The organism is Halomonas sp. R57-5 (assembly GCF_900070345.1).
Taxonomy (GTDB): Bacteria; Pseudomonadota; Gammaproteobacteria; order Pseudomonadales; family Halomonadaceae; genus Vreelandella; species Vreelandella ventosae_B.
In genome coordinates this window covers 2,681,733-2,705,059 of the sequence record NZ_LN813019.1, presented here as the reverse complement: position 1 = coordinate 2,705,059, position 23,327 = coordinate 2,681,733, and the positions used below count along the sequence as shown (strand labels likewise).

The 23,327-nt window shown below is 53.9% G+C and carries 21 protein-coding genes; 17 read left to right on the top strand and 4 right to left on the bottom strand.

From position 1 onward, the window contains the following. Positions 1–8: 8 nt before the first annotated feature. From tolA to HALO_RS12440, 5 genes are read left to right on the top strand one after another with little or no spacing between them, the layout of a single operon-like run. Positions 9–1,187: a cell envelope integrity protein TolA gene (gene tolA, locus HALO_RS12460; RefSeq protein WP_035583356.1), complete on the top strand. Its 1,179-nt coding sequence runs from the start codon at positions 9–11 to the stop codon at positions 1,185–1,187. Then, positions 1,187–2,479, top strand: a complete 1,293-nt coding sequence (gene tolB, locus HALO_RS12455) for a Tol-Pal system beta propeller repeat protein TolB (RefSeq protein WP_035579256.1) — start codon at positions 1,187–1,189, stop codon at positions 2,477–2,479. Before tolA ends, tolB begins: the two co-directional genes overlap by 1 nt. A 40-nt stretch (positions 2,480–2,519) precedes the next feature. Continuing rightward, a complete protein-coding gene (gene pal / locus HALO_RS12450) occupies positions 2,520–3,059 on the top strand; it encodes a peptidoglycan-associated lipoprotein Pal (protein WP_035579258.1) in 540 nt (179 codons plus the stop codon). Between the two features lie 50 nt (positions 3,060–3,109). After that, complete coding sequence (ybgF, locus tag HALO_RS12445) at positions 3,110–3,904, top strand: tol-pal system protein YbgF (protein WP_035579261.1); 795 nt, start codon at positions 3,110–3,112, stop codon at positions 3,902–3,904. Between the two features lie 35 nt (positions 3,905–3,939). Then, positions 3,940–4,701, top strand: a complete 762-nt coding sequence (locus HALO_RS12440; protein WP_035579263.1) for a YciK family oxidoreductase — start codon at positions 3,940–3,942, stop codon at positions 4,699–4,701. 27 nt (positions 4,702–4,728) lie between these two features. Here the strand turns inward: HALO_RS12440 and HALO_RS12435 are convergent, their stop codons facing one another. Together HALO_RS12435 and ubiG are read right to left on the bottom strand one after the other, a co-directional pair. Beyond that, a complete protein-coding gene (locus HALO_RS12435; protein WP_035579264.1) occupies positions 4,729–5,397 on the bottom strand; it encodes an HAD-IA family hydrolase in 669 nt (222 codons plus the stop codon). Beyond that, positions 5,398–6,141: a bifunctional 2-polyprenyl-6-hydroxyphenol methylase/3-demethylubiquinol 3-O-methyltransferase UbiG gene (gene ubiG / locus HALO_RS12430; protein WP_035579266.1), complete on the bottom strand. Its 744-nt coding sequence runs from the start codon at positions 6,139–6,141 to the stop codon at positions 5,398–5,400. Between the two features lie 171 nt (positions 6,142–6,312). Between ubiG and galU the strand changes: the two genes are divergently transcribed. The 7 genes from galU (at position 6,313) to HALO_RS12395 (ending at position 16,622) form a co-directional block, all read left to right on the top strand. Continuing rightward, a complete protein-coding gene (gene galU, locus HALO_RS12425) occupies positions 6,313–7,203 on the top strand; it encodes a UTP--glucose-1-phosphate uridylyltransferase GalU (protein WP_035579268.1) in 891 nt (296 codons plus the stop codon). 3 nt (positions 7,204–7,206) lie between these two features. Next, positions 7,207–8,499, top strand: coding sequence for a nucleotide sugar dehydrogenase (locus tag HALO_RS12420; RefSeq protein ID WP_050713489.1), 1,293 nt, complete (start codon positions 7,207–7,209; stop codon positions 8,497–8,499). Between the two features lie 9 nt (positions 8,500–8,508). Then, positions 8,509–9,342 (top strand): hypothetical protein, encoded by an 834-nt coding sequence (locus HALO_RS12415; RefSeq protein ID WP_035579273.1) that lies wholly within the window; start codon positions 8,509–8,511, stop codon positions 9,340–9,342. A 107-nt stretch (positions 9,343–9,449) separates the two neighbouring features. Beyond that, positions 9,450–11,303 carry an autotransporter assembly complex protein TamA gene (tamA, locus tag HALO_RS12410; protein WP_050713488.1) on the top strand — a complete coding sequence of 618 codons (1,854 nt, stop codon included), beginning with the start codon at positions 9,450–9,452 and terminating at the stop codon, positions 11,301–11,303. Between the two features lie 9 nt (positions 11,304–11,312). After that, positions 11,313–15,389: an autotransporter assembly complex protein TamB gene (tamB, locus tag HALO_RS12405; protein ID WP_081899071.1), complete on the top strand. Its 4,077-nt coding sequence runs from the start codon at positions 11,313–11,315 to the stop codon at positions 15,387–15,389. 11 nt (positions 15,390–15,400) lie between these two features. Further along, the gene (msrA, locus tag HALO_RS12400; protein WP_035579279.1) at positions 15,401–16,045 is read left to right on the top strand and encodes a peptide-methionine (S)-S-oxide reductase MsrA; all 645 of its coding nucleotides are present in this window, start codon (positions 15,401–15,403) and stop codon (positions 16,043–16,045) included. 49 nt (positions 16,046–16,094) lie between these two features. Continuing rightward, positions 16,095–16,622, top strand: coding sequence for a cytochrome c (locus HALO_RS12395; RefSeq protein ID WP_035579281.1), 528 nt, complete (start codon positions 16,095–16,097; stop codon positions 16,620–16,622). Between the two features lie 57 nt (positions 16,623–16,679). Here the strand turns inward: HALO_RS12395 and can are convergent, their stop codons facing one another. Next, positions 16,680–17,327 (bottom strand): carbonate dehydratase, encoded by a 648-nt coding sequence (gene can / locus HALO_RS12390; RefSeq protein ID WP_035579283.1) that lies wholly within the window; start codon positions 17,325–17,327, stop codon positions 16,680–16,682. A gap of 219 nt (positions 17,328–17,546) precedes the next feature. Between can and gorA the strand changes: the two genes are divergently transcribed. The 4 genes from gorA (at position 17,547) to HALO_RS12370 (ending at position 21,596) form a co-directional block, all read left to right on the top strand. Beyond that, positions 17,547–18,929: a glutathione-disulfide reductase gene (gene gorA / locus HALO_RS12385; RefSeq protein WP_035579285.1), complete on the top strand. Its 1,383-nt coding sequence runs from the start codon at positions 17,547–17,549 to the stop codon at positions 18,927–18,929. Positions 18,930–19,152: 223 nt separating this feature from the next. Then, a complete protein-coding gene (gene ectA, locus HALO_RS12380; protein WP_035579286.1) occupies positions 19,153–19,731 on the top strand; it encodes a diaminobutyrate acetyltransferase in 579 nt (192 codons plus the stop codon). A 97-nt stretch (positions 19,732–19,828) separates the two neighbouring features. Further along, positions 19,829–21,097, top strand: coding sequence for a diaminobutyrate--2-oxoglutarate transaminase (gene ectB, locus HALO_RS12375; protein ID WP_050713487.1), 1,269 nt, complete (start codon positions 19,829–19,831; stop codon positions 21,095–21,097). 106 nt (positions 21,098–21,203) lie between these two features. After that, on the top strand, positions 21,204–21,596 hold the full coding sequence (locus HALO_RS12370) for an ectoine synthase (protein ID WP_035558199.1): 393 nt from the start codon (positions 21,204–21,206) through the stop codon (positions 21,594–21,596). 98 nt (positions 21,597–21,694) lie between these two features. Here HALO_RS12370 and HALO_RS12365 read toward each other — a convergent pair whose 3' ends face one another. After that, positions 21,695–22,225, bottom strand: coding sequence for a DUF3833 domain-containing protein (locus tag HALO_RS12365; protein WP_035579290.1), 531 nt, complete (start codon positions 22,223–22,225; stop codon positions 21,695–21,697). Positions 22,226–22,463: 238 nt separating this feature from the next. Here HALO_RS12365 and HALO_RS12360 point away from each other — a divergent pair, with 238 nt between their 5' ends. Then, positions 22,464–23,300, top strand: coding sequence for an ATP-dependent zinc protease family protein (locus HALO_RS12360; RefSeq protein WP_035579292.1), 837 nt, complete (start codon positions 22,464–22,466; stop codon positions 23,298–23,300). Positions 23,301–23,327: the final 27 nt, after the last annotated feature.

The window sequence follows — 23,327 nt, the reverse complement described above, 5'->3', positions numbered from 1 at the left end:
AGCTGCACATGGCACCGAAAGCCCCGCGCGATCCTCAAGATGTCGGCTATAAATGGCCGACTGTGCTGGCGATAGGCGTGCACGTCGCGATTGTAGCGTTTAGCTTGATCAGCCTGCCTAGTCGAGACGCAGAGCCCGATAGCTCCTCGATTGTTCAGGCGACACTGGTCAGTACCGAAACGTTTACCGATCAGGCTCAGCAGGCCACAGAAGAGCAAGCGGCATTGAATGCGCCCGCCGAAGCCCCTACCGAGCCGGAAGAGTCTTCAGCTAGTGAGGAGCCTTCAGCCAGTGAACAGCAGGCTGCTGCCGAGCAGCAAGCAGCAGAAGAGGCCGCCCAGCAGGCGGCGGAAGCTGAAGAGCAAGCATTAGAAGAAGCGCGTGCTACTGCAGAGGCTGAAGCCCAGCGCAGAGCAGAAGAGGCGGCTGAGCAGGCTGAACAGCAAGCGGCCGAAACAGCTGAACGTGAAGCCGAAGCGGAAGCTGCCGCACAGCGCCAACGTGAAGTGGAAGAGGCGCAGCGCCAGCAGGAAGCCACAGAGCAACAGCAACGCGAAGAGGCCGAAGCAGAACGCCAGCGCGAAGCGGAAGAGCAACAGCGCCGGGAAGCGGAAGAAGCTGAACGTCAGCGTGAAGCGGCAGAACAGCAGCAGCGCGAAGAAGCAGAAGCCGAACGCCAGCGTGAAGCTGAAGAGCAGCGTCTTCGTGAGCAAGAGGAGGCTCAACGGGAGCGCGAGGCTGAGGCGCAGCGACAACGTGAAGCTGAAGAGCAGCAACGTCGTGAAGCGGAGGCAGAGCGTCAACGTCAAGCGGAAGCAGCCGCAGAGGCAGCCATGCAGCGCCAGCTTGAAGGGGAAGCCGAAGCAGCTGCCAATGCCCAACAAGCGGAGCAGGCTGCGAATAATTTTAGTAACTTAATGAAACGCGCCATTGAACAAGCCTGGATAATTCCCGGCGGATCAAGTGATAGTATGCGGGCTTCTGTGAATGTGCGCCTGGGGCCGTCAGGGGAGGTATTATTAGTAAACGTAACATCATCAAGTGGCGATAGTGCCTTTGATCAATCAATTGTTCAGGCGGTTGAGCAAGCGGCACCGTTTTCTGAGCTACTACAATTGTCAGAAGATCAACAGCGCGAAGTCCGACGCAATATCACTTTGAACTTTTCCCCAGGGGGAGTCCGTTGATGCAAACTCAAGTGTTAAAGAAATTTTGGTTATTTTGCTTGCTGATCACTTTTAGCAGTGTGGCAAGTGCTAACTTAACCATTGAAATCACGCGAGGCAGCGATCAAGCACTGCCGATAGGTGTTGTGCCATTCGCAGGCTCAGACGGCCTGCCTGAAGATGTTGCACAGATTGTTCAAGATGATCTTGAGCGCAGTGGATACTTTGACCCATTGGCGCGCGGCGATATGTTTGAGCAGCCTAGCGAGTCCGGCGACGTTGAGTTCGGCACTTGGCGTTCGCTAGACGTGCGCTATTTGGTGGTAGGTACGGCCGAACAGACGGATGGCGGCTTTGAGCTGCAGTTTGAGCTAATGGATATTAGCGGCCAACGCCGGATGATGGGTGAAACCGTCACCGTCAGGGGCAATGATCTGCGCGGTGCTGCTCACTACATCAGCGACCAAATCTTTGAAGAGATTACCGATATTCGTGGTGCCTTCTCGACCAAGATTGCTTACGTCACGGCCCAGGGTATAGGGGACGACATGCAGTTTGGCCTGTACGTTGCCGACGCCGATGGTCGCCGTAGCGAGCAGGTGTTGACCTCTGACGAACCGATCATGTCACCGGCGTGGTCGCCAGATGGCACTAAGCTCGCCTATGTCTCATTTGAAACTGAGCGTCCTGCTATTTACATCCAAGATGTAGCGACTGGCCAGCGCGTGCAAGCAACCTCGTTCGAAGGCATTAACGGCGCGCCAGCGTGGTCACCCGACGGGCGGCGTATCGCTATGTCGCTGTCTAAAGATGGTCAGCCTGAAATTTATATTATGGATGTCGGCAGCCGTTCTGTAGAGCGCATTACTAATAACAACAGCATCGATACGGAACCCGCATGGGCACCGGATGGACGCAGCCTGCTGTTTACCTCGGATCGTAGCGGTGGCCCCCAGCTCTATCAATATGCATTGGGTGGTGGCGAGGCCCAACGGCTGACGTTTACCGGAAACTACAACGCTCGCGGTCGCTACTCACCCGAGGGCGAGCAGATATTCCTGATCCACCGTTCTAGCCGTGGCTATCAAGTAGCGAGGCAAGATCTAAGCGGCGACCGCTTGGTAGTATTAAGTGAATCAACAAGAGATGAATCTCCTAGTGTTGCGCCGAACGGGACCATGGTAATCTTCGCTACCCAGCAGGGTAACAGTGGGGTGCTAAGTGCTGTTTCTGCCGATGGCCGTTCATCATTCAGGCTGCCATCAGCACAAGGCGATGTTCGTGATCCAGCTTGGTCACCCTTCTTAAATTGATTAACATTGAAATTTTAGTTTTCAGGCAAGGAGTCTGATTATGCAACTTAAACCGTTGGCTCGCTCATTAGCAGCAGCGCTATCTATCGTAGTAATCGCTGGCTGTTCCAGCACCGGCGGAACCCAAGACGGTGACTCGTACGGTAGCCAGGATGGCAGCACGACCGGTTCCAGCACCTCAGGTACAGGCACGGGCAGTCAGTATGGTTCCACTTCTGGTTCAGGCGCTGGTCAGCAGGCTGATTCACGCATTCCAGAAGTACGCACGATCTATTTCGATTACGATCGCGATACGATTAAAAGCGAGTACGAGTCTGTGGTCATGGCTCATGCGCGCTATTTACGTGCCAACCCTAATGCCCAGGTGGTTCTCCACGGGCATACGGATGAGCGCGGTACCCGTGAATACAACATGGCGCTGGGTGAGCGTCGTGCCGGTGCAGTAGAGCGCTTCCTGAATATTCAAGGCGTCTCTTCTTCACAAATGAGCGTTGTTAGCTATGGCGAAGAGCGTCCAGCCGTTAATGGCCAAGACGAGAGCGCCTACGCTCAGAACCGTCGCGTCGTATTTAACTACTGATGAATCCGGCGTGCGGCTAACCGCACGCCGTTTACGTCTCCGGAGTCATCATGAATTACAGTCTCAAGCGTTACGTTGAGAGGCTGTGCGGTGCGGGAGCCTTAGTGCTCCCGCTGTCCGTATTGCCCCTAACGGCCATCGCCCAACAGCCGCTCGTTCAAGACCTTTCCAACGATTCCAACAGCAGCTTCTATCAGCAGACGCAGCGTCAGGAAGCGTCCAGTGGCAATCTTGTACTGTTTAACCAAGTACAGGAGCACCAGCAGGAAATCCAGCAGCTACGTGGTCAGATTGAAGAGTTACGTCACCAGTTGGAGCAGTTGCGTCGCCAGTCGCAGCAGCAATATCTCGATATTGAAGATCGTCTGATGAGCAGCGGTCCAACCCAGATTGAGCAGTCCACCCCAGCGGTAGAGCCTGAAGCTGCCGAGGAAGTGGTCAATGCACCCTCAAGTCGCAATGTCAGTGAGGATGCCCAGGCCGACTATCAAGCGGCTTTTGCGCATGTTCAGGCGCGCCGTTTTGACGAAGCGATTGCGGCCTTTGAAGCTTTTGTTAGCGACCACCCTGATACTAGTCTAACGGCTAATGGTCACTACTGGCTCGGTGAACTATATGCTGCAGAGGGCGAGCTGGATGCTGCTGATCAAGCGTTTAGCCGTGTAATCGATGAGTATAGCGGCAGCAGTAAAGTGCCGGATGCGATCTATAAGCTAGGCTTGGTGAAAGCGCGTAAAGGCGAAGCAGAGCGAAGTAGAGAGCTGCTTGAGCAAGTACGTGATGACTACCCGCAAAGCAGTGCCGCGGGCCTTGCCAATGACTTTTTACGTCAATCAGCAAGTTAATATTTTTTGCTCTTTTTTTGCTTCAGGGAATCACCATGAGCTGCAAGATCGACTATCAACCAGCGCCCAACCTGTTGGAAAATCGCATCGTGTTGGTAACCGGCGCAGGGGACGGCATTGGCCGTGCCGCGGCATTAAGCTATGCCCAGCACGGGGCCACTGTGATTCTATTGGGGCGTACCATTGCCAAGCTAGAGCGCGTTTACGATGAAATCGAAGCGGCCGGAGGCCCCCAGCCTGCGATTTTTCCGCTCAACTTTGAAGGCGCCACGCTCAAAGATTTTCATGAGATGGCGGAAACCTTGGATAAAGAGTTTGGCCGCTTGGATGGCTTACTGCATAACGCCGGACTGTTAGGTCGCATCACGCCCTTTGAGCAGTATAACCCTGAGCTTTGGCAGCAGGTGATGCAGGTGAATATTAACGGGCCTATCTGGATGACCCAGGCGCTATTGCCACTGCTACAAGCGTCTGAGGATGCTTCGGTGATTTTTACCTCATCAAGCGTTGGCCGCAAAGGTCGCGCCTACTGGGGCGCTTACTCTGTGTCTAAGTTCGCCACCGAAGGGTTTGTTGAGGTATTGGCCGACGAGCTGGATAACCAACCCAATATCCGGGTTAATTCGCTCAACCCAGGGGCAACGCGTACCCAAATGCGGCGTACCGCGTTTCCCGGCGAAGATCCTTTAGCGCTACGCACCCCGGAAGACATCATGCCTACCTACTTATGGCTGATGGGGCGCGACAGTACAGGCACGAGCGGCCAAAAGTTTGATGCCCAGCCGCCCAGGGTATAAACACTCAAATGTCGATGTGCTCGGCGGCTAGCGTTTAAACGCCCCGAGGGCATCGACGAGTGCCTCGCACTCTGCAAACCATAAATCGGCAGGCCACTGCTGGTAGTCATCCTCTTCGCTGATATAGCCATAGCCCACCGCTACGGCGGTCATGCCTGCAGCGATGGCGGCTTCGATATCCCGCGCATGATCGCCGATATACCAGCACTGTGCAGGCTCAACGCCTAGGCGGCGAGCAGCCTCCCAAAGTGGCTCAGGTGCTGGCTTTTTCACGTTTAGATCATCTGCACACAGCAGCGCACCGGGCTGAAGAGCCAAGGCTTCCAGCAGTGGTAAGGTATAGCGGCGCGGTTTGTTGGTCACAATTCCCCAGGGACGCTGGTCGCCATGCCACTCCTTCAGCCATACATCGAGTGGTGAGAAAACCCGACTGTGAACGGCAACTGCCTGCTCATAGGCGTCAAGCAAAAACTGACGCGCTTGAGAATGCCCGTCTGATGTGGATTCTAACCCCAGTGCCAGGGTGACCAGGGCACTACCGCCGTTAGAGACCTGGCGACGAATGACTTCAAAAGGGAGCGGGGCTAAGCCATGATGAACACGCAGCGCATTGGTTGCTTGAGCTAAGTCGGGAGCGGTGTCGACCAGGGTGCCGTCTAGATCGAAGAGTATCGCTTGAGGCGCTTGGATCGGCATTTATTCACTCACCTTGCGGCAGTACATCATGTAGTTAACCGAAACGTCATGGCTAACCAAGCGGTAGTGGCGGGTTAACGGGTTATAGGTAAGACCTGTCTGCTCACGTACTTCCAAGCCACTGTCGCGAGACCAGGCGGCCATTTCTGAAGGGCGAATAAATTTTGCATAGTTATGCGTGCCCCGGGGCAGCAGTCTAAGCACGTACTCGGCCCCTAAAATGGCGAAAGCGTAAGACTTGGCGGTGCGATTTAGCGTAGAGAAAAATACATAGCCACCTGGGCGAACCAGGGCACTGCAGGCACGAATGACAGATGCCGGGTCGGGCACGTGCTCAAGCATTTCCATGCAGGTCACCGCATCGTAAAAACCGGGCTTTTGAACCGCCATGGCTTCTACGCTGATGTGCTGATAATCAACCTCAACGCCACGCTCTTCCGCATGTAGCCTGGCTACTGCTAACGGTGCTTCACCAAGATCAATACCGGTGACGTTAGCCCCTCGCTTAGCCATCGATTCGCTTAAAATACCGCCGCCACAGCCCACATCAAGCACCTTTTTACCCGCCAGGCCTGCCCGGGCATCGATGAAGTCGAGGCGCAAAGGGTTTATCTCATGGAGCGGTTTAAATTCACCCTGCGGATCCCACCAGCGGCTAGCGAGTGCTTCAAATTTAGCGACTTCGGCTGCATCGACGTTGCCTTGATAGTGACCAGCAGTGCTATCCTGTGGTGTCGCTTGCATGTTGTGACTCCCATTGTCATTGAGTATTAAGCAAAAAGTTGACGCCTAATCACTGGTTATTAACCATTAACACTCGTTATCGTCCATTGGCGAGGTGGCATCCATCCGCGCCTTCAGTATTATGGACATTCTAACCACTCCTGTGTCGGAACGCATGAAAAGGACCTCTCTATGATTCGCAAGGCCGTACTTCCTGTCGCTGGGTTTGGCACTCGCTGCTTGCCTGCATCTAAGGCCATTCCCAAGGAGATGATTACGATTGTCGATAGGCCCGTCATTCAATATGTGGTCGAAGAGGCGATTGCCGCAGGCATTCGTGAAATTGTACTGGTCACCAGTAGCAATAAAAGCGCGATTGAAAACCACTTCGATACCCACGCCGAGCTGGAAGCTAGCCTGGAAGCGAAAGGTAAGCACGAGCTTTTGGAGATGCTGCGCAACCTGGTGCCGGATAACGTTAGCATTATCAGTATTCGCCAGGGTGTACCGCTAGGACTGGGGCATGCGGTGCTATGTGCTCGCCCGATCATTGGCGACGACGAACCTTTTGCGGTGCTGCTTCCCGATGTGTTGGTCGATAATAGTGCCAATTCAGCAACGGATTTAGCCGGTATGTTAGCGGCGTATGATCAGCAGCAAACGGCGCAGCTGATGGTGGAAGAGGTGGCTTGGGAACAAGTTGAAAAATATGGCATCGTGGCGCCAGCCGGTGACGTGCCCGCACCGAATCAGTCGGCAGATTTAGTGGGTATGGTGGAAAAGCCTAAGCGCGATGCCGCGCCCTCAAATCTGGCGGTGATTGGTCGTTACGCGCTGCCAGGGAATATTTTCTCCATTTTAGAAGCTACGCCGCCGGGCGCCGGGGGTGAAATACAGCTCACCGATGCGCTGGAAACATTGCGCGAGCAGTCGGGCGTTCAGGCCTACCGTATGCAGGGCACTACCTACGATTGTGGCCAACCGCTGGGTTACCTTGAAGCGACGCTTGCTTATGCTCGTCGTCATCCCGAGTTTGGCGAGGGTTTCAAAGCCCTGCTATCACGTTACCACCAAGGAGAGTAACCCATGCGGGTGTTACTTTACGGTAGCGAATTAAGCGCGGCGACAGCGGCGGCGGCGTTGGCCTGGGTGGGACATCAGGTGCAGTGGTTACCGCACGCTGATGCCCCCTGGTCCGCACTTTCCCAGGTGGACTGGCTACGCAGCGAACCCCTTCTGATGGCACATCTGGAACAAGGCTTGGCGGAGGGGACGCTTCAAGTCATAGAACAGCTTCAGGAGGCTGCCACACCTGAAGTGATTTGGCTGGCGTTATCTCCCGCGCAGCGCAATTCGGCGAGTGCTCTGGTTGAAGATCCGCTGTTAGCTGAGCAGCAGGGCATTGTGCTTATCAATAACTCAACGTTTCCGGTCGGCGAAACCGAGCGCCTGCATGCCCTGATGGGAGCACAACACACCAGTGTGGCGCTTCCCGATACGCTGGAAGAGGGCCGCGCGTGGGACTCTTTTACTCGCCCCACCAGGCGTCTGCTGGGTTGTGATGATGCAACGGGAGAGCAGGTCACCAGAGAGCTGTTACGCGCGTTTAATCGCCGCAGCGAAGTATTTCAGTGTATGCCACGCCGCGCGGCAGAGCTCACTAAGCTGGCCATTAACGGCATGCTCGCTACGCGCATCAGTTATATGAATGAAATTGCTGGCTTGGCTGATACCCTGGGGGTAGATGTTGAACATGTTCGACAGGGAATGGGCGCCGACTCACGCATCGGTTTTGAGTACCTCTACCCAGGGTGTGGCTTTGGCGGGCCGAATTTCTCCCGGGATTTGATGCGCCTGGCCGATGTTCAACTGCAAAGTGGCCGTTACTCCGCGCTGCTTGAGCAGGTGATGGATATTAACGAGCAGAAAAAAGAGACCCTGTTTCGCAAGCTGTGGGCTCACTTTGCTGGCGAAATGGCGGGTAAAACCGTGGCGATTTGGGGGGCTGCGTTTAAGCCCGGCACTGCACGTATTGACCATGCGCCGGTATTAACGCTGCTCGAGGCGCTATGGGCGCAGGGTATTAAGGTTCAGCTCCATGACCCCGCGGCGGTGCCTGCTCTGCGCGCCTTGGTAGGCGAGCGCGACGACCTGCGCACCTATACTCATGACCCCTATCAAGCCTGTGAAGGGGCCGATGTGCTGATGCTGGTGACCGAATGGAAAACGTATTGGAACCCTGACTGGCACCGGCTCGGTTCGCTATTAAACGCTAAACTCGTATTAGATGGGCGCAATATTTACGATCCCGAGTTTGTTGCCAGCTGTGGATTAATGTACCGAGGTATTGGCCGTCGTGCCGMCCCGAAGACTCTTTGAGGAAATGTCATGCCAGACGCCACCGGATCCTCTCGTATCGTGCCCGATGTGGATCAAAGCTTGACGGCGCAACACTTGCGCCACCGAAAGGGGCCCACCCTATGGCCGCTATGGTTATGTTTGCTACTGATCATTGCGCTATTGGGCGCCTCGGCGGCAGGACTTTGGTACGAGCGTGAACGACTGTTAGCTGAGCTGCACCGAGTGAGTGGAGAGGTTTCCAATGTGCATGCTCGCCTGGATTCGGATGACACTGACGTACAAGATACGATAACCTTTGTACAAGCTCAGATGTCGACGCTTTTCCAAGAGCAGGAGCAGCTCTCTATGTCGTTGGCCACTACCCGCGAAGAGTTATACAGTTTGCTCACCACTAACGAGGATATGGTTTCCAGTGATTCGATCAATACGCTGATGCAACAGTTGACCCAGCTCAGGGAACAGGCCGAGTCGCGCGACGGACAGCTCATGGCGATGCGGGAATCTCTCGATGCATTGGAACAAACGGGTACATCCGGTCGTCAAAACCTTGTGGAGGAAGTGTCCCACCTGGAGCAATTGACCGAACAGCGTCTCTCGGTACTGGATAGTCAGATCAACGATGTTAGCAGTGACTGGGAAGAGCAGCTGTCAGCGCAAAGAACCGCGATAGAGGCTCGTTTTGATGAGCTGGAAACATCTTTTTCAGCGTCACTGGCGGAGGTAGAAGCGCCGGCGGATCAAGAGGCCTTGGAAGCATTGGAGCAAGAGTGGGCTCAACGCCTAAATTCGCTAGAAAGCGATGTGCGCCAAGTACGCCAAGCACAGCTTGCCTTCAGTGCTCAGCTAGAAATGTTGCGTTAATAAGCTGTGTTGCGTCGTAAGTATGAGAGTGACTGCTTAATCTTTAAATATGGTAATGCGTTGGGCTTAGTCGATGAAGCCGCTGATTTAGGTTGGGATAAAAATGTATGGGAAGACAACGGCGATGGACATCAGCCACAGGACGCTCGTTTATTGTAGTGCTACCGATGTTGTGCGTATCACCTGGAACATGGGCACTAGAGGCAACGATTACGGGTGTTTCCGATGAGGTTGAAGGCAACATCCAAGCCTATTTACAGAATATCGATGCAACGCAATATACTGAGGTGCGTTTAGAAGGTGAAATTCGCCGTCGCACCCAGGAAGCCATGCGCGTTTATGGCTATTACGAACCTGAGATAACCCTTGAAAGCGCCACTGACGAGCGTGTGCAGCTTGAAATTGAGCCTGGGCCTCAGGTTGAAATTGAAATTCTGTCCATCAATGTGGCAGGCGATGCCAGTGAAGATCGGCCTTTTCAGCAGGCCGTAGAAGACTTTCCTCTGGAAGAGGGGGATGTGCTGCGACATGCCCCTTGGGATCGACTCAGCAGCCAATTTTCCGGATTGGCTATCGAGCGAGGTTACTTTGACTGGGGATTTACCGATCGGCGTATGGAAGTACGCCCGTATTTGCAAAGTGCCCGCCTCTATATGGATTTTGATAGCGGCCCTCGCTATCAGTTTGGTGAAACCTCGATCACCGGCAGCCATATTGAACTAGATCGATTGCTCCGCATGCAACCCTTTGAAAGCGGTGATCCCTATTTGGCGCAAACCCTAGCCGACTATAATCAATCGCTTGCGGAAACCGGCTGGTTTAGCTCAGTTTCCGTGCGTCCACGCCTTGAAACTGCTCAAGAGCTGGTGATTGCTCCTGCCGGCGGCGGAGCCCCTTGGTGGAGTGAAGCAACGGCTTCACAGCCAGAGCGCCCACGCGTTACCAGCGCTGCTTTGGCTAGCGCGCTAAGCCTTAATAAACCCAGTGATACCCAGTTGCCTATTGATGTCAGCGTTGAACCGGCTGACCGTCATCAGTTTGAAGTGGGTATTGGCTACGCCACTGATGTCGGGCCGCGACTGCGCTTTGGTTGGGAGCAGCCGTGGATTAATCGCTATGGCCATAGCCTTGATCATGATCTCTATTTATCCGCCCCGGAGCAGCGTTTTACCGGCGTGTATAACGTACCGCTTGAAGACCCGTTGCGCGATAGCTACCGGCTTCAATACGGCATCCGTAATATCGACGATAGCGATACTCAGTCAATAGAAGGCACTGTCGAACTAGCTCGGCGATGGCAATTCGATAACGACTGGGTTCAAACACTCTATTTCCGCACTACCTACGAGGACTTCGAGCAGGGCGGTGAAGCGGATCAAGTATGGTTATTCTATCCAGGTATCCAGTGGTCTCGCACCCGAACACGCCCTCAGCGCTTTCCATTATGGGGTGACCGCCAGCAGCTTTCTGTAGAGTACTCGGACACCGTCTGGGGCTCGGATKCTAAGTTCGCGCGCATCACGGGGGATACGGAGTGGATTCGTATGATCGGCAACGATAACCGCTTCTTGGCGAGAATTAGTTTGGGCGCTATTGAAACGGATGACTTTGCTAAAATACCGCCATCGCTGCGTTTTTTCGCGGGCGGCGACCGTAGTGTACGCGGCTACTCCTATGAGAGCTTATCCCCCCGCAACGAAGAGGGTCGACTGCGCGGCGGCCAACAAATGCTCACCTCAACCCTTGAGTATCAGCGCCGGGTGACGGGAAATTGGTGGGGGGCCACTTTCGTGGATAACGGCGACGCCTTTGATAACTGGGGCCCCAATGATTTGAAAACCGGTGCTGGGGCCGGGGTGCGCTGGGTCTCACCGGTAGGGCCGATTCGTTTTGACATTGCCCACCCCTTTGACCATGAAGACGATTGGCGTTTGCACTTTTCTATCGGCCCGGAATTCTAGGAGAAAGATTTGTCCCAGGTTGCACCAGCTTCATCTGATAAACGCCGTATATTGTCTCCCCGGTATCGCGCTTGGCTTCTGTTCTGGAGCTTTGTGCGTTTAGTTATCGTGCTACCGATTTGGCTGTTCGGCATTGTGGCGCTGATTGTTGGGGTGGCGTTATCTCCCTGGGGCACCGGGGTGTTGCTTTCACAGGGTGAGCAGCGTGATTTTTTTTCCTACGCTCATCATGAAGGCGGGTTGCTCGACCATTTTCAGCTCGAAGATTTCCAACTACAGCTGGGTGAAACCCGCGTCAGCGTGGATGAGTTTGAGCTCCAGTGGGCGGATGACTGTGTACTGTCAGGGCGCTTATGTATCGACACCCTGCGTGTAGTGGGCGCCGACATCCGCTTAGGTTCATCCAGCGAGCAGCCACCACCTCCCGAAGAGGAAGGAGCGCCGTTGGCTATTCATTTTCCTTTTCCCATCGAACTGCGTTCGCTACTACTGGACGATGTCAGCTTGCGGTTAGCCGATGGTACCGAGATAGCGTGGCAATCTTTAAGCTCGGCGGCCATTGCTGAAGGCACCCAAGTGCGCCTCTCGCCAACGCACCTGGAGCAGCCCCGCGTTTATTTACCCCCATCGGCGGGTACCCTGCTAACGCAAGGCATACAAACGCCGCTTGATGCCGCAACCATCGATGCCGCTATATTGCTCAACCAGCCGCAACAAGAGGCCGTGGCAGCAGTTGAATCGTTAGAAGAGCAGCTCGAAGCACGCGAGCGCCTGGAATTACCCGAAATCACGCTACCGATCGATATTCAGCTACCTGAATTCACGCTCAACGATTTTCGTCTTGAAGGGGCCACCGAGTATCGCGTTGAGCGTCTGCGGCTAGGGTTGCTAACCGAGGGAAATAACGTTGAGTTAACCGAGCTTTCCTTGGTTACCCCGGATGCTGAGGCTGAGTTAACGGCTAACGCAACCTTAAGCGGCAACTATCCACTCGATGCCCGCTTAAACGTAGCGTTGTTTTTACCTGAGATTTATCCTCAACTTAGTGGCGAGACGTTAACGTTAACGCTGTCCGGCACACTGGATGCACTTGAAGCGCAGTTGGAGGCATCCGGTGCGGTCAATGCGTCACTAAGCGGTCAAGTCGACGCACTAGCACCAACGCTACCGTTTCAACTACAGTTGCAAAGCGATCAAGTTCAGTGGCCGCTGCCTGCAAGCGAAACTGACAGCAGCGATGAGCGTATAGATGACAGCAGCGAAGAAGAGACTGCCCAAGCCGATGGCGATGTTGCCCCCGCCCCCTATATAGTTGATGACCTGAATCTACAAATAACCGGAAGCCTTAGCGATTATAGCGCGCAACTTGCTATGGCGGTTGAGGGCCCCAGCCTGCCGCGTACGCAAATTAACGTCGACGGAGAGGGTGATCTTGAGCAGTTTAGCTGGCAACCTCTCACCCTCGTGGTCGACGAAAGCTCCCTGCGCAGCGAAGGCAATATCAGCTGGGCAGCACCGCTACAGGTCAACACGACCATTCGTTTGGATCAGTTTAATCCGGCCCACTTCGTCGATCAGCTAGAGGGCGATTTAAACGGCGACATTGAGCTTAGGCTGCGCCAGCAAGGGGAACTGTGGGCCATTAGCGTGCCCAACTTAGCGATCGACGGTGAACTGCGTGACTACCCGTTAACCCTGCAAGCGGCCTTTGACGCTAACAGCAACCTGGAACTGGATATTGATGAACTGCTGTTCACCCAGGGGGATAATCGCCTAGAAGCAGCCGGTCAAGTCAGCGAACAGGCCATGTCGTTAAATGCGGATATTGCACTACGCCAGCTGCAAACCCTCTCACCAGACTTGGCTGGCACTGTCGTGGGTACGCTAGAGGCTAGTGGCAGTTTTAATCAGCCCCAGTTACTTGCCAATTTACAGGGTGATGGCGTGCGTTTTGGCGAGAACCGGGTTGAACGGTTGACGCTGGATGCCGATGTACAGGGCATCGATGACCCCACGCTTGACGTACAACTGGCGCTACAAAACGTCAATGCCGGTGGGCAGTCGCTGGCAAACATTGAGGCAAACCTTTCCGGGCGCCTCTCTGAACATCAGCTTGAGCTGTCTGCCCTGGGGGCAGACAATAATGTTTTAAGCCGTGCACTGATTGCCTTGGATGGCCGTTTTGACCAGCCGGGCCAGGTGTATCAAGCTCGCGTAACACCGCTGGAAATCGATTCTGACGCTGGAGATATACGCTTGGAAGCCCCCCTGGACGTGCGCTACAACCTAGCGAATGGCGCGGCACGTCTATCGTCGTTCTGTCTGCGCCGTGAGCAGGGCGGGCTGGTCTGTTCTGAAGAGGAAATCAATGCCTCTGCGCAGCAGGGCAATGCTGTGCTTTCGGTACGTGAAGTGCCGATGGAAATGCTGGAGCCTTTTTTGCCGGAAGAGTGGCAGTTAGAGGGCGATACAACGGCGGATCTTGCTGCTAACTGGCGCCAGGGTGGCGCCCAATGGCAGGCCGATCTGCAAATTCTTAGCGAACTTGCGATTACCGCCGTTAATGATTATGGTCAGCCTGTTCCACTGCCGGAGATTAGTTTAGACGCGCAGATTGAAGCCACCCAAGCCCGGGCAGACACCAATGTATCGCTTTCGCTTGCCGAGGCGGGCGATCTCAATTTAGACCTAACCATTAATGATCCCTTGGGGGCCGGTGCACTGTCAGGTGAACTACGCGCCAATGATGTGTCGCTGCAGCCCTATCGGCCCATGTTGGTAGGCATGGACCGATTGGAGGGGGATCTTAGTGGCAGTGTGCAAATTTCCGGCTCGACCGCTCAGCCTGATTTACAGGGTCAGCTTGGGCTACGCGGTATAGGGGTGAGTGGTCCGGATATTCCTGTCGATGTTCAGGGTGGCGAAATGGTGGTCTCTTTCGACGGTGAACAGGGCGATATAGATGGCTACCTGGCCGCCGAGCGGGGCCGCCTGGAAATTACCGGTGATGCGTATTGGCCAAGCGGCGATGATTGGCGGATAGGCGTTGACCTGAATGCCGTTCAAGAGCCTATCTTGGTGGTACTCCCCCAGTTTGGCCGTCTTGAGGTAGCGCCGGATATCCGTATCCGGGTCACGCCGGAAAGGCTACAAGTAAGAGGGGATGTCAATTTACCCTGGGCGCGGCTTGAAATTGGCGATATGCCCTCATCAGCCGTCACGCCGAGTGGCGACGAAGTCATTATTACCGAACGCGACGATCGTCAGGCGGAAATAGAGGCCCAGCGCGCGGCTGCCAATGAAGACGGGCCCAGCGCTGCTGATGAGCTTGCCGCCAGCGGCATGGCCATTGATGTGCTGGTAACCTTAACCCTGGGCCGTGATATGCAAATTTCAGCCTACGGTCTTGAGTCGGGATTAGGAGGCGCGCTGGAAATTCGCCAAAGCAGCGGGGCGTTGCAGCTGTTTGGCGATGTTAATTTGGTTGATGGACGTTTCCAGGCGTTCGGCCAAGACCTGGTTATTCGTCGCGGTGAACTGCTGTTTAGCGGCCCGCCAGGTCTGCCGACACTCGACTTCGAGGCTATTCGCAACCCTGACGTGACCGAAGATGATGTGATCGCGGGCTTGCGGGTGACGGGCAGTGCTGAAGCACCGAACGTCCTGATCTTTTCTGAACCGGCGATGGATGAATCTCGTGCACTCTCCTATCTGTTACGGGGGCGCGCGCCGGATGCTTCAGGGGGCGGTGTTGATAGCGCGCTAACAACAGCACTAATAGGTATGTCATTAGGGCGCACCGGTGGGGCGGTGGGCTCCATTGGCGAAGCCTTCGGTATTGACGACTTAACGCTGGATACCGCCGGTGCCGGTGACGACAGTCAAGTCGCCGTTAGTGGCCAACTCACCGATGATTTAAGGATTAGTTACGGCGTGGGAATTTTCTCGCCGATTGCCGAACTAACACTACGCTACACGCTGTGGCGCAACCTCTATGTACAGGCCGTATCGGGTACCAACCAAGCGGTGGATTTAATCTACACCTTCACCCGATCCGGTGATCCTGAAATCATACAGCAGCAATAAGTGAGGGCGATATGTCATTGTTTTCAAATACATTTTCCAATACGGCTTCAAATGCGAGCCGTGTACTACCGGGGCGCGATATGCCTATAAAGACAAGCGATGTACATACCATTAACGGCCATTCGCTACATCCGCCATTTCCCGAAGGTCACGAGGAGATCGTGCTGGGTATGGGCTGTTTCTGGGGCGTTGAGCGTCTGTTTTGGCAGTTGCCCGGAGTCTTCGTCACCGCGGCAGGTTATGCTGGCGGCGAGACGCCTAACCCCACCTACGATGAGACATGCACAGGGCGTACTGGCCACACAGAAGTGGTGCGGGTAATTTATGACCCTAAGCAAGTAGAGCTGGAAACGCTGCTGCAGGTTTTTTGGGAACAGCACGATCCGACCCAGGGCAACCGTCAGGGTAATGATGTTGGCTCCCAGTACCGCTCCGCCATTTTCACCACCAGCGAAGCGCAGCAAGCGGCAGCCGAGCAGAGTGCGGCTACCTATCAGCAGGCGCTCGACAAAGCGGGTAGGGGAGCGATCACCACTGAGATTAAGCCACTCGAAGCGTTTTATTATGCAGAGGCTTATCATCAGCAGTACCTTGATAAAAATCCCCATGGTTACTGCGGCTTAAAAGGCACAGGTGTCACGTGCCCCATCGGTTAACAACGCTTGTTAAAATTGTTTATCAGCGAATCATCGACAGGAAGCCAGTATGCAGCAACGTCATCGCTTGAAAAGGGCTTCTGGTCACGCCGCGGTGGGCAGTGCCTTGGCGTTACTAATTTGCACGCCGCTGGCCTGGGCTGGKGAGGAGCTAAATGCGTTAGCCATGCCGCAGGCCGTTAGCGACACGCCATTCGCAAGCGAACGCGAAGCCGTGATTTGGCGCCGTGAGGAGCTTAAAGATATTGAAAGTCTGGTGCGTCAGCTGCGCTTTGACCTGGTTAATAACCAGGATTTTGAGGTCGCCACGCCACGCCTAATGGAGCTTCAAGAGCGCGCCAGTGCAGAGCATTTACTGCCAGCCTTTATCAACGGGACACATGGTAGTGGTTCCGAGGCGCGGGCCTCTATTTGGGAGGAGTGGGATCAGTTCGCTGCCGGTTTTACCGACCTTGAGGATAAAATCGCCAATTTGATAGACGTGGCCGAGCAACAGAATCCCCGTGACACTGCTAGCGCGCTTTCAGAGGTAGGGGCAAGCTGTAAGAGCTGTCATCGTACCTACCGCTACGACTAGCGTAGCGGTAGGTATCGGAGAATAGCGACTTGAAAAGTAGACGCTGGGGGAGGGCGCTTAGTCGCCCTGCTGGATACGATCAATACGGTAAAGCGTTTCCACTTGTTCTAGGCCACTTACGGTGCAATTCAGGTCTTTAACGCGACCATCGCTTAACCCATACACCCAGCCATGCACGGAGATTTGCTGGCCACGCTGCCAGGCGCGCTGCAAAATCTTGGTGCGGCATAAGCTATTCACCTGGGCTTTAACGTTGAGTTCGCACATGCGATCGATTTGATCCTCCAGCGGGAGATGATCCAACGAGCTCCGGTGGTGGTTGTACTGTTCGCGCACCGAATGCAGCCAGTAATCCACCACGCCGCATTCACCTCCCATCATGGCGGCCTTAATGCCCCCGCAACCGTAATGGCCGACAATCATGATATGGCTGACTTTAAGGACATCCACCGCGAATTGAACCACCGAGAGGGCATTCATATCGGTATGGTGAAGCAGGTTGGCGACGTTACGATGGACAAATACCTCTCCAGGCGGGAGAGCGATAATTTGGTTCGCAGGCACGCGGCTATCGGAGCAGCCAATCCATAAATAATCCGGGTTTTGCTGGTTCGAGAGGCGTTTAAAGTAGTCGGGGTCTTCTTCGCACATGCGCTCAGCCCAGGCGCGATTATTATCAAGTAGTGTGGCTATAGGGTCAGACATAGCGTCTCCAGTAAGGTTGAGGGGTTTCAAATTGCTGGTAGGTAAACGGAATATCAAACCCTACGCAGTATAAAATTAGGGACTGTATAAAATATGAGCTAGTTCAAAATAGCCGCAGAAGGTTTTAACCTCCCTTGGCAGTCAGGTCAACCACCGCACTTGGCCCATGGGCACTACGACTATTGATTAATACAAATTCTAACTCCCCAGGAGCAAAGCATGGCAGACGTTTCTGAATACGAATATGACCTTCTGGTGATCGGCGCAGGCTCAGGGGGTGTGCGCGCGGCGCGTATGGCTGCCGCCACCGGCGCCAAGGTGGCGATCGCCGAAGACCGCTACCTGGGCGGAACCTGCGTCAACGTTGGTTGTGTGCCCAAAAAGCTCTACTCGTACGCTGCTCATTTTCATGACAGCTTTGACGATGCAGTAGGTTTTGGTTGGCAGCTACCAGGCCCTGCCAGCTTTGACTGGGCCACGCTGCGTGATAATAAGATCAGCGAAATTAAACGCCTCAATGGCATTTATCAGCGCATGCTGGAAGGTGCTGGGGTCACGCTGTTCAACGCCCGAGCACGCTTGGCTGACGCTCATACGGTAACGTTGAGTGGCGAGCAAGGCGATATATCGGTAACGGCGCAAAAAATCCTCCTCGCTACCGGTGGATGGCCCTGGGTACCCGATTTTCCTGGCAGTGAGCACGCCTTGGATTCCAATCAGATTTTTGATCTGGATACCTTCCCCAAGCGTTTTCTAGTGCTGGGCGGTGGCTATATTGCGGTGGAATTTTCCAGTATCTTTAATGGGCTGGGCAGTGAGACACATCTCATCTACCGCGGCGAAATGTTTTTGAAAGGCTTTGATCAGCAGGTTCGCGAGTTTACCTGCGCTGAAATGCAAAGGAAGGGCGTCAATATTCACTTCAACACCAACATTGAGCGCATTGAGCCCAGCCACGATGCCTACAACGTGCATCTTACCAACGGTGATGTGCTTGAAGTCGATGTGGTGCTCGCAGCCACTGGGCGAAAAGCCAACATTGGTGATTTAGGGCTTGAAGCGTTGGGGTTGAGCTTGGATGAATCGGGAAAAGTCCCTGTTAATGAGCGATTTGAAACAGCGCTGCCTTCTGTTCTCGCGCTAGGCGATCTAATCGCTGGGCCTGAACTAACCCCGGTAGCCTTGGCAGAGGCGATGCAGCTTGTTGATGTTCACTTTGCCGATACGACCCCGCAGCCGTTGGATTACACCACGATTCCAACCGCTGTTTTTTGCCATCCCAATATTGGTACCGTAGGGCTTTCTGAACAGGCTGCGCGGGATAAATTTACCCATATACGCGTGTATAGCACCGATTTTCGTGCCATGAAGCATACGCTGTCGGGTAGCCAAGAGCGTACGCTAATGAAACTGATCGTGGATGATGCGACAGACGTGGTGGTGGGAGCTCATATGGTCGGTGACGATGCGGGGGAAATCATTCAGGGCATTGCCATTGCGGTTAGAGCAGGCCTTACCAAGCAGGACTTTGATCGCACCGTGGGCATTCACCCAACCGGGGCTGAAGAGTTTGTCACGCTACGTACGCTCACCCGCCGGTAATAGCTTAAAGACCGTGAGGCGTGCCCGTAGGCACGCTTTTTTCCCGGCTACTTGCACTATTCTATAAGTGAGAGCGGCGAAGTGGTTGGCGTGAACGGGCATTTTGGATTATCCGCTCATAACAAAAAATTATGGAAAGTGAGTTGGAGAATAATATGGTTTTTGAATTGCTCATAATCAGCTGTTATAATGATCATCAAATTCGCTACAGCGAAGCATAACTATGAGTACGCCGACACAACCGTTTACCCCCTCTGCCGACCTTGCACGGCCGACAGTCGCTGATGCCGTTGTCGGTCATGCAGAGACACCACTATTTATTCGCAAACCMAATGCGGATGATGGCTGGGGAGTTTACGAGCTTATTAAAGCCTGCCCGCCGCTGGACGTTAATTCAGCCTACGCCTACCTGCTACTCGCCACCCAGTTTCGTGATACCTGTGCAGTCGCTACCAATGAAGAGGGTGAAGTCGTGGGTTTTGTGTCTGGTTATGTCAAGGACAATGCCCCCGATACCTACTTTTTATGGCAAGTGGCTGTTGGTGAAAAAGCCCGTGGCACTGGGTTAGCGCGCCGCTTGGTCGAGGCTATTATGTCGCGCCCCGAACTTGACGATGTGCATCACCTTGAAACCACCATCACACCTGACAATCTAGCCTCTTGGGGCTTGTTTCGCCGTTTGGCGGCGCGCTGGCATGCGCCGCTCAATAGCCGCGAATACTTCTCTACCGAACAGCTCGGAGGGGAGCATGACCCGGAAAACCTGGTGCGTATTGGCCCGTTCCAAACTGACCGCATCTAATACGTGGTTTTGTGGATTGACGGTTTTCCCGCTTATGTTGCTCCGGGCAAGTAACGCTTAACGCCTAAAGGCAAAATGATCAACCAAGGAGGTCGCAATGCAGACCCAGACGCTTGAACGCATGGAATCCAATGTACGTACTTATTCTCGTTCATTTCCGGTGGTGTTTACCAAAGCGCAAAATGCGCGCTTAACCGATGAGAACGGCCGTGAGTATATTGATTTCCTCGCCGGCGCGGGCACGCTTAACTACGGCCATAATAATCCGCACATGAAGCAGGCGATGATCGATTACCTGTCGACTGACGGTGTCGTTCACGGTTTGGACATGTGGACCAATGCTAAGCGTGATTATTTAGAAACGCTTGAAGAAGTTATTTTTAAGCCCCGTGGGCTTGACTACAAAGTACACCTACCTGGCCCAMCCGGTMCCAATGCTGTAGAAGCCGCTATTCGCCTAGCCCGAGTAGCTAAAGGTCGGCATAATATTGTCACCTTCACCAATGGTTTCCACGGTGTCACCATGGGCGCTCTGGCGACCACGGGTAATCGTAAATTCCGTGAAGCCACTGGTGGCATACCCACTCAGGGCGCTAGCTTCCTGCCTTTCGATGGCTACATGGGTGAACATACCGATACCCTGGACTATTTTGAAAAGCTGCTCGGCGATAAATCTGGCGGTCTGGATATTCCAGCGGGTGTCATCATTGAAACCGTGCAGGGCGAGGGCGGTATTAACGTGGCAGGCCTGGAGTGGCTGAAGCGTCTTGAAGGTATCTGCCGTGCCCACGACATTCTGCTGATTATTGATGATATCCAGGCAGGCTGTGGTCGCACCGGTAAGTTCTTTAGTTTCGAGCATGCGGGTATTACGCCTGACATTATCACCAACTCGAAATCACTCTCCGGGTTCGGCTTGCCATTTGCGCATGTGCTGATGCGCCCAGAGCTGGATAAATGGAAGCCGGGCCAATATAACGGCACTTTCCGTGGTTTCAGCCTGGCAATGGTGACCGCCACCGCAGCGTTGAAAAAATACTGGTCTAATGACACCTTTGAACGCGATGTTCAGCGTAAAGGACGTATTGTAGAAGAGCGTTTTCAGAAGCTAGCGGCGCTGTTGACCGAGCACGGCATGCCCGCCACTGAGCGTGGTCGTGGTCTGATGCGCGGGATTGACGTCGTATCGGGTGACATTGCCGATAAGATTACCAGCAAAGCCTTTGAGCATGGACTGGTGATTGAAACCAGTGGTCAGGACGGCGAAGTGGTTAAGTGTCTGTGCCCGCTAACCATCAGCGATGAAGACCTGCTGGAAGGCTTGGATATCCTCGAAACGTGCGTCAAGGCTGTTGCTAGCGAGTAACTTGGCACTAGAATTAGGTGTTACGCTGAAACAGTAAGCTCACAGGTTTTTTTAGTTAGGGATATAGCGGCTGGTAGTCGCCAGCCGTTTTCAATGGAGTACTCCTATGATCGTTCGTAATCTTGAAGAAGCGCGTAAAACAGAGCGTCTAGTGACCGCTGAAAATGGTAACTGGGACAGCACGCGCCTTGTTCTGGCCAATGACAATGCCGGTTTTTCGTTCCATATTACCCGCATTTTTCCTGGCACTGAGACGCATATTCACTACAAAAATCACTATGAAGCAGTGTTCTGCTATGAAGGTGAAGGTGAAGTTGAAACCCTGGCCGACGGCAAAATCTGGCCCATCAAAGCAGGTGATATTTATCTGCTAGACCAGCATGACGAACACCTGCTGCGCGGTAAAGAGAAAGGCATGACCGTTGCCTGTGTCTTCACACCGCCGATCACCGGTAATGAAGTTCACCAGGAAGATGGCTCATACGCAGCCCCAGAGTAAGCATAGCGCTAGCATGAGATAACAAAAGCAGCCTGCTAAATGAAGCGGGCTGCTTTTTTGTTGAGCCTGGGTTTTATGCAGAGAAATTTACTATGGGCTTATATTTTCTCAAACACCAGGGTAATTTCACCCAGCGTGAAGCCGAATTTGCGCATGGCGGTTCGATTGATCAAACGGCCATCTGGCTGAAGGTACATCCAGTCATCCATGGTAAATGAGATCATTCGGCCATCAATTTCGATATCTAACGGATAGCGCATGTGGAAGACATGACCGTATTGGTGTGCTTCAACTTGGCCATCTACATCGTTGGCGGTGCCAATCCAGCGGTGCTCATCAACGCGTTCAAATGTCCAAACGCGGCGATCGGTTTCACCGTCTGAAAAAACGAAAGACTCATCCAGTGTGAGAGTGTCATTTTCGTAGGTGCCTTGGATATCTACGGTGAAACGTCGCTGTACCTCGCCGGAGTAATCCTGCACCATGCCCCAGGCTCGGGTGGTGCCCGCAAAGTATTCGGCGATATCCAGGCGGGGTTCAGAATCAGCGTAGTCTTCAACATCAACGCCAGCACAACCAGCCAGCAAGAAAAGCAGTGTGAAAAAACTAATGCGCAGGGAGCGGGTCATGGAGATATTTCCTATATTGAAATGGAAGTCGGTACAACTATGGTAAAGTATTTCTATAGCATAGAGCACCTAAGTGGCTGTGACTACTGCGCACCACCGGGTTCGCTTAATATATATTATGTTAAATAGGGTGTTCTGGTCGTCTTTAATAGGTGTCCGAAAAGCTGTGATGGCGTTGGACACTCGCCCCCCATCTCCTTATCATTCCCCAACCTATTGTCCAAGGATATCTCTCGTTATGCGCCCAGGTGTTTTGTGGCTTATAGCTGGCTTGTCGCTCGCGATCACAGGCTGTGCAGCAACCCAGCCGGAAACGAATCAACCGCCCCCTTTAAGCGAAGCCTCATTCAACTCCCGTATCCTGGAATTAGAGAGCCAGCTAACCCAGCAATGCGACACCCAGTCGGCACTGCAGGAACGCCAGCTTGACCACCAAGAGGCACTGACTGCCGACATGCGTGAAGTGGGCAGTTTGCTGCGCTACCTTCGTCAAGATGTGCAGCAGTTGGAAGCCCGCGGTGAAGAGCCTGTCATCATTCGCGAAGAGTGTGAAATTGATGAGAGCTTAACCACCAAAACACTGCTGGGTCGCAGTGAATGGATAGGGCTACCGAGTCTGGGTACCTATCTCAAAGCGCGTGTCGATTCCGGTGCCAACACGTCGTCACTTTCTGCTGAAGAGATCACCCGTTTCGAACGTGATGGTGAAAACTGGGTGCGTTTCAAGTTGGCATTAAACGAAGATGATGTGGCCGTTGAATCACAGCGTGATGAATGGATTGAAGCGCCCATTGTTCGCCGAGTGCGTATTGTTCAAGCCTCAGGTGAAGAGTCGCGGCCGGTCATTTCGCTATTAATGACCTTAGGGCCAATTCGTGAAAATGTCGAATTCACGCTCAATGATCGCTCCCATTTAGATTATCCAGTGCTGCTTGGGCGGCGCTTTTTAATGGATATTGCGGTGATTGATGTGGCCGATACATATTTGCATGACCGCCCCGAGTTTCCTGGCGGTGAGCCAGCCGATCAAGCTGCTGAAGATGAAGCAGTTGATGAAGACGATACTGAAGAGTAACTACTCTCCCCTGGCGTTTTACGTAGA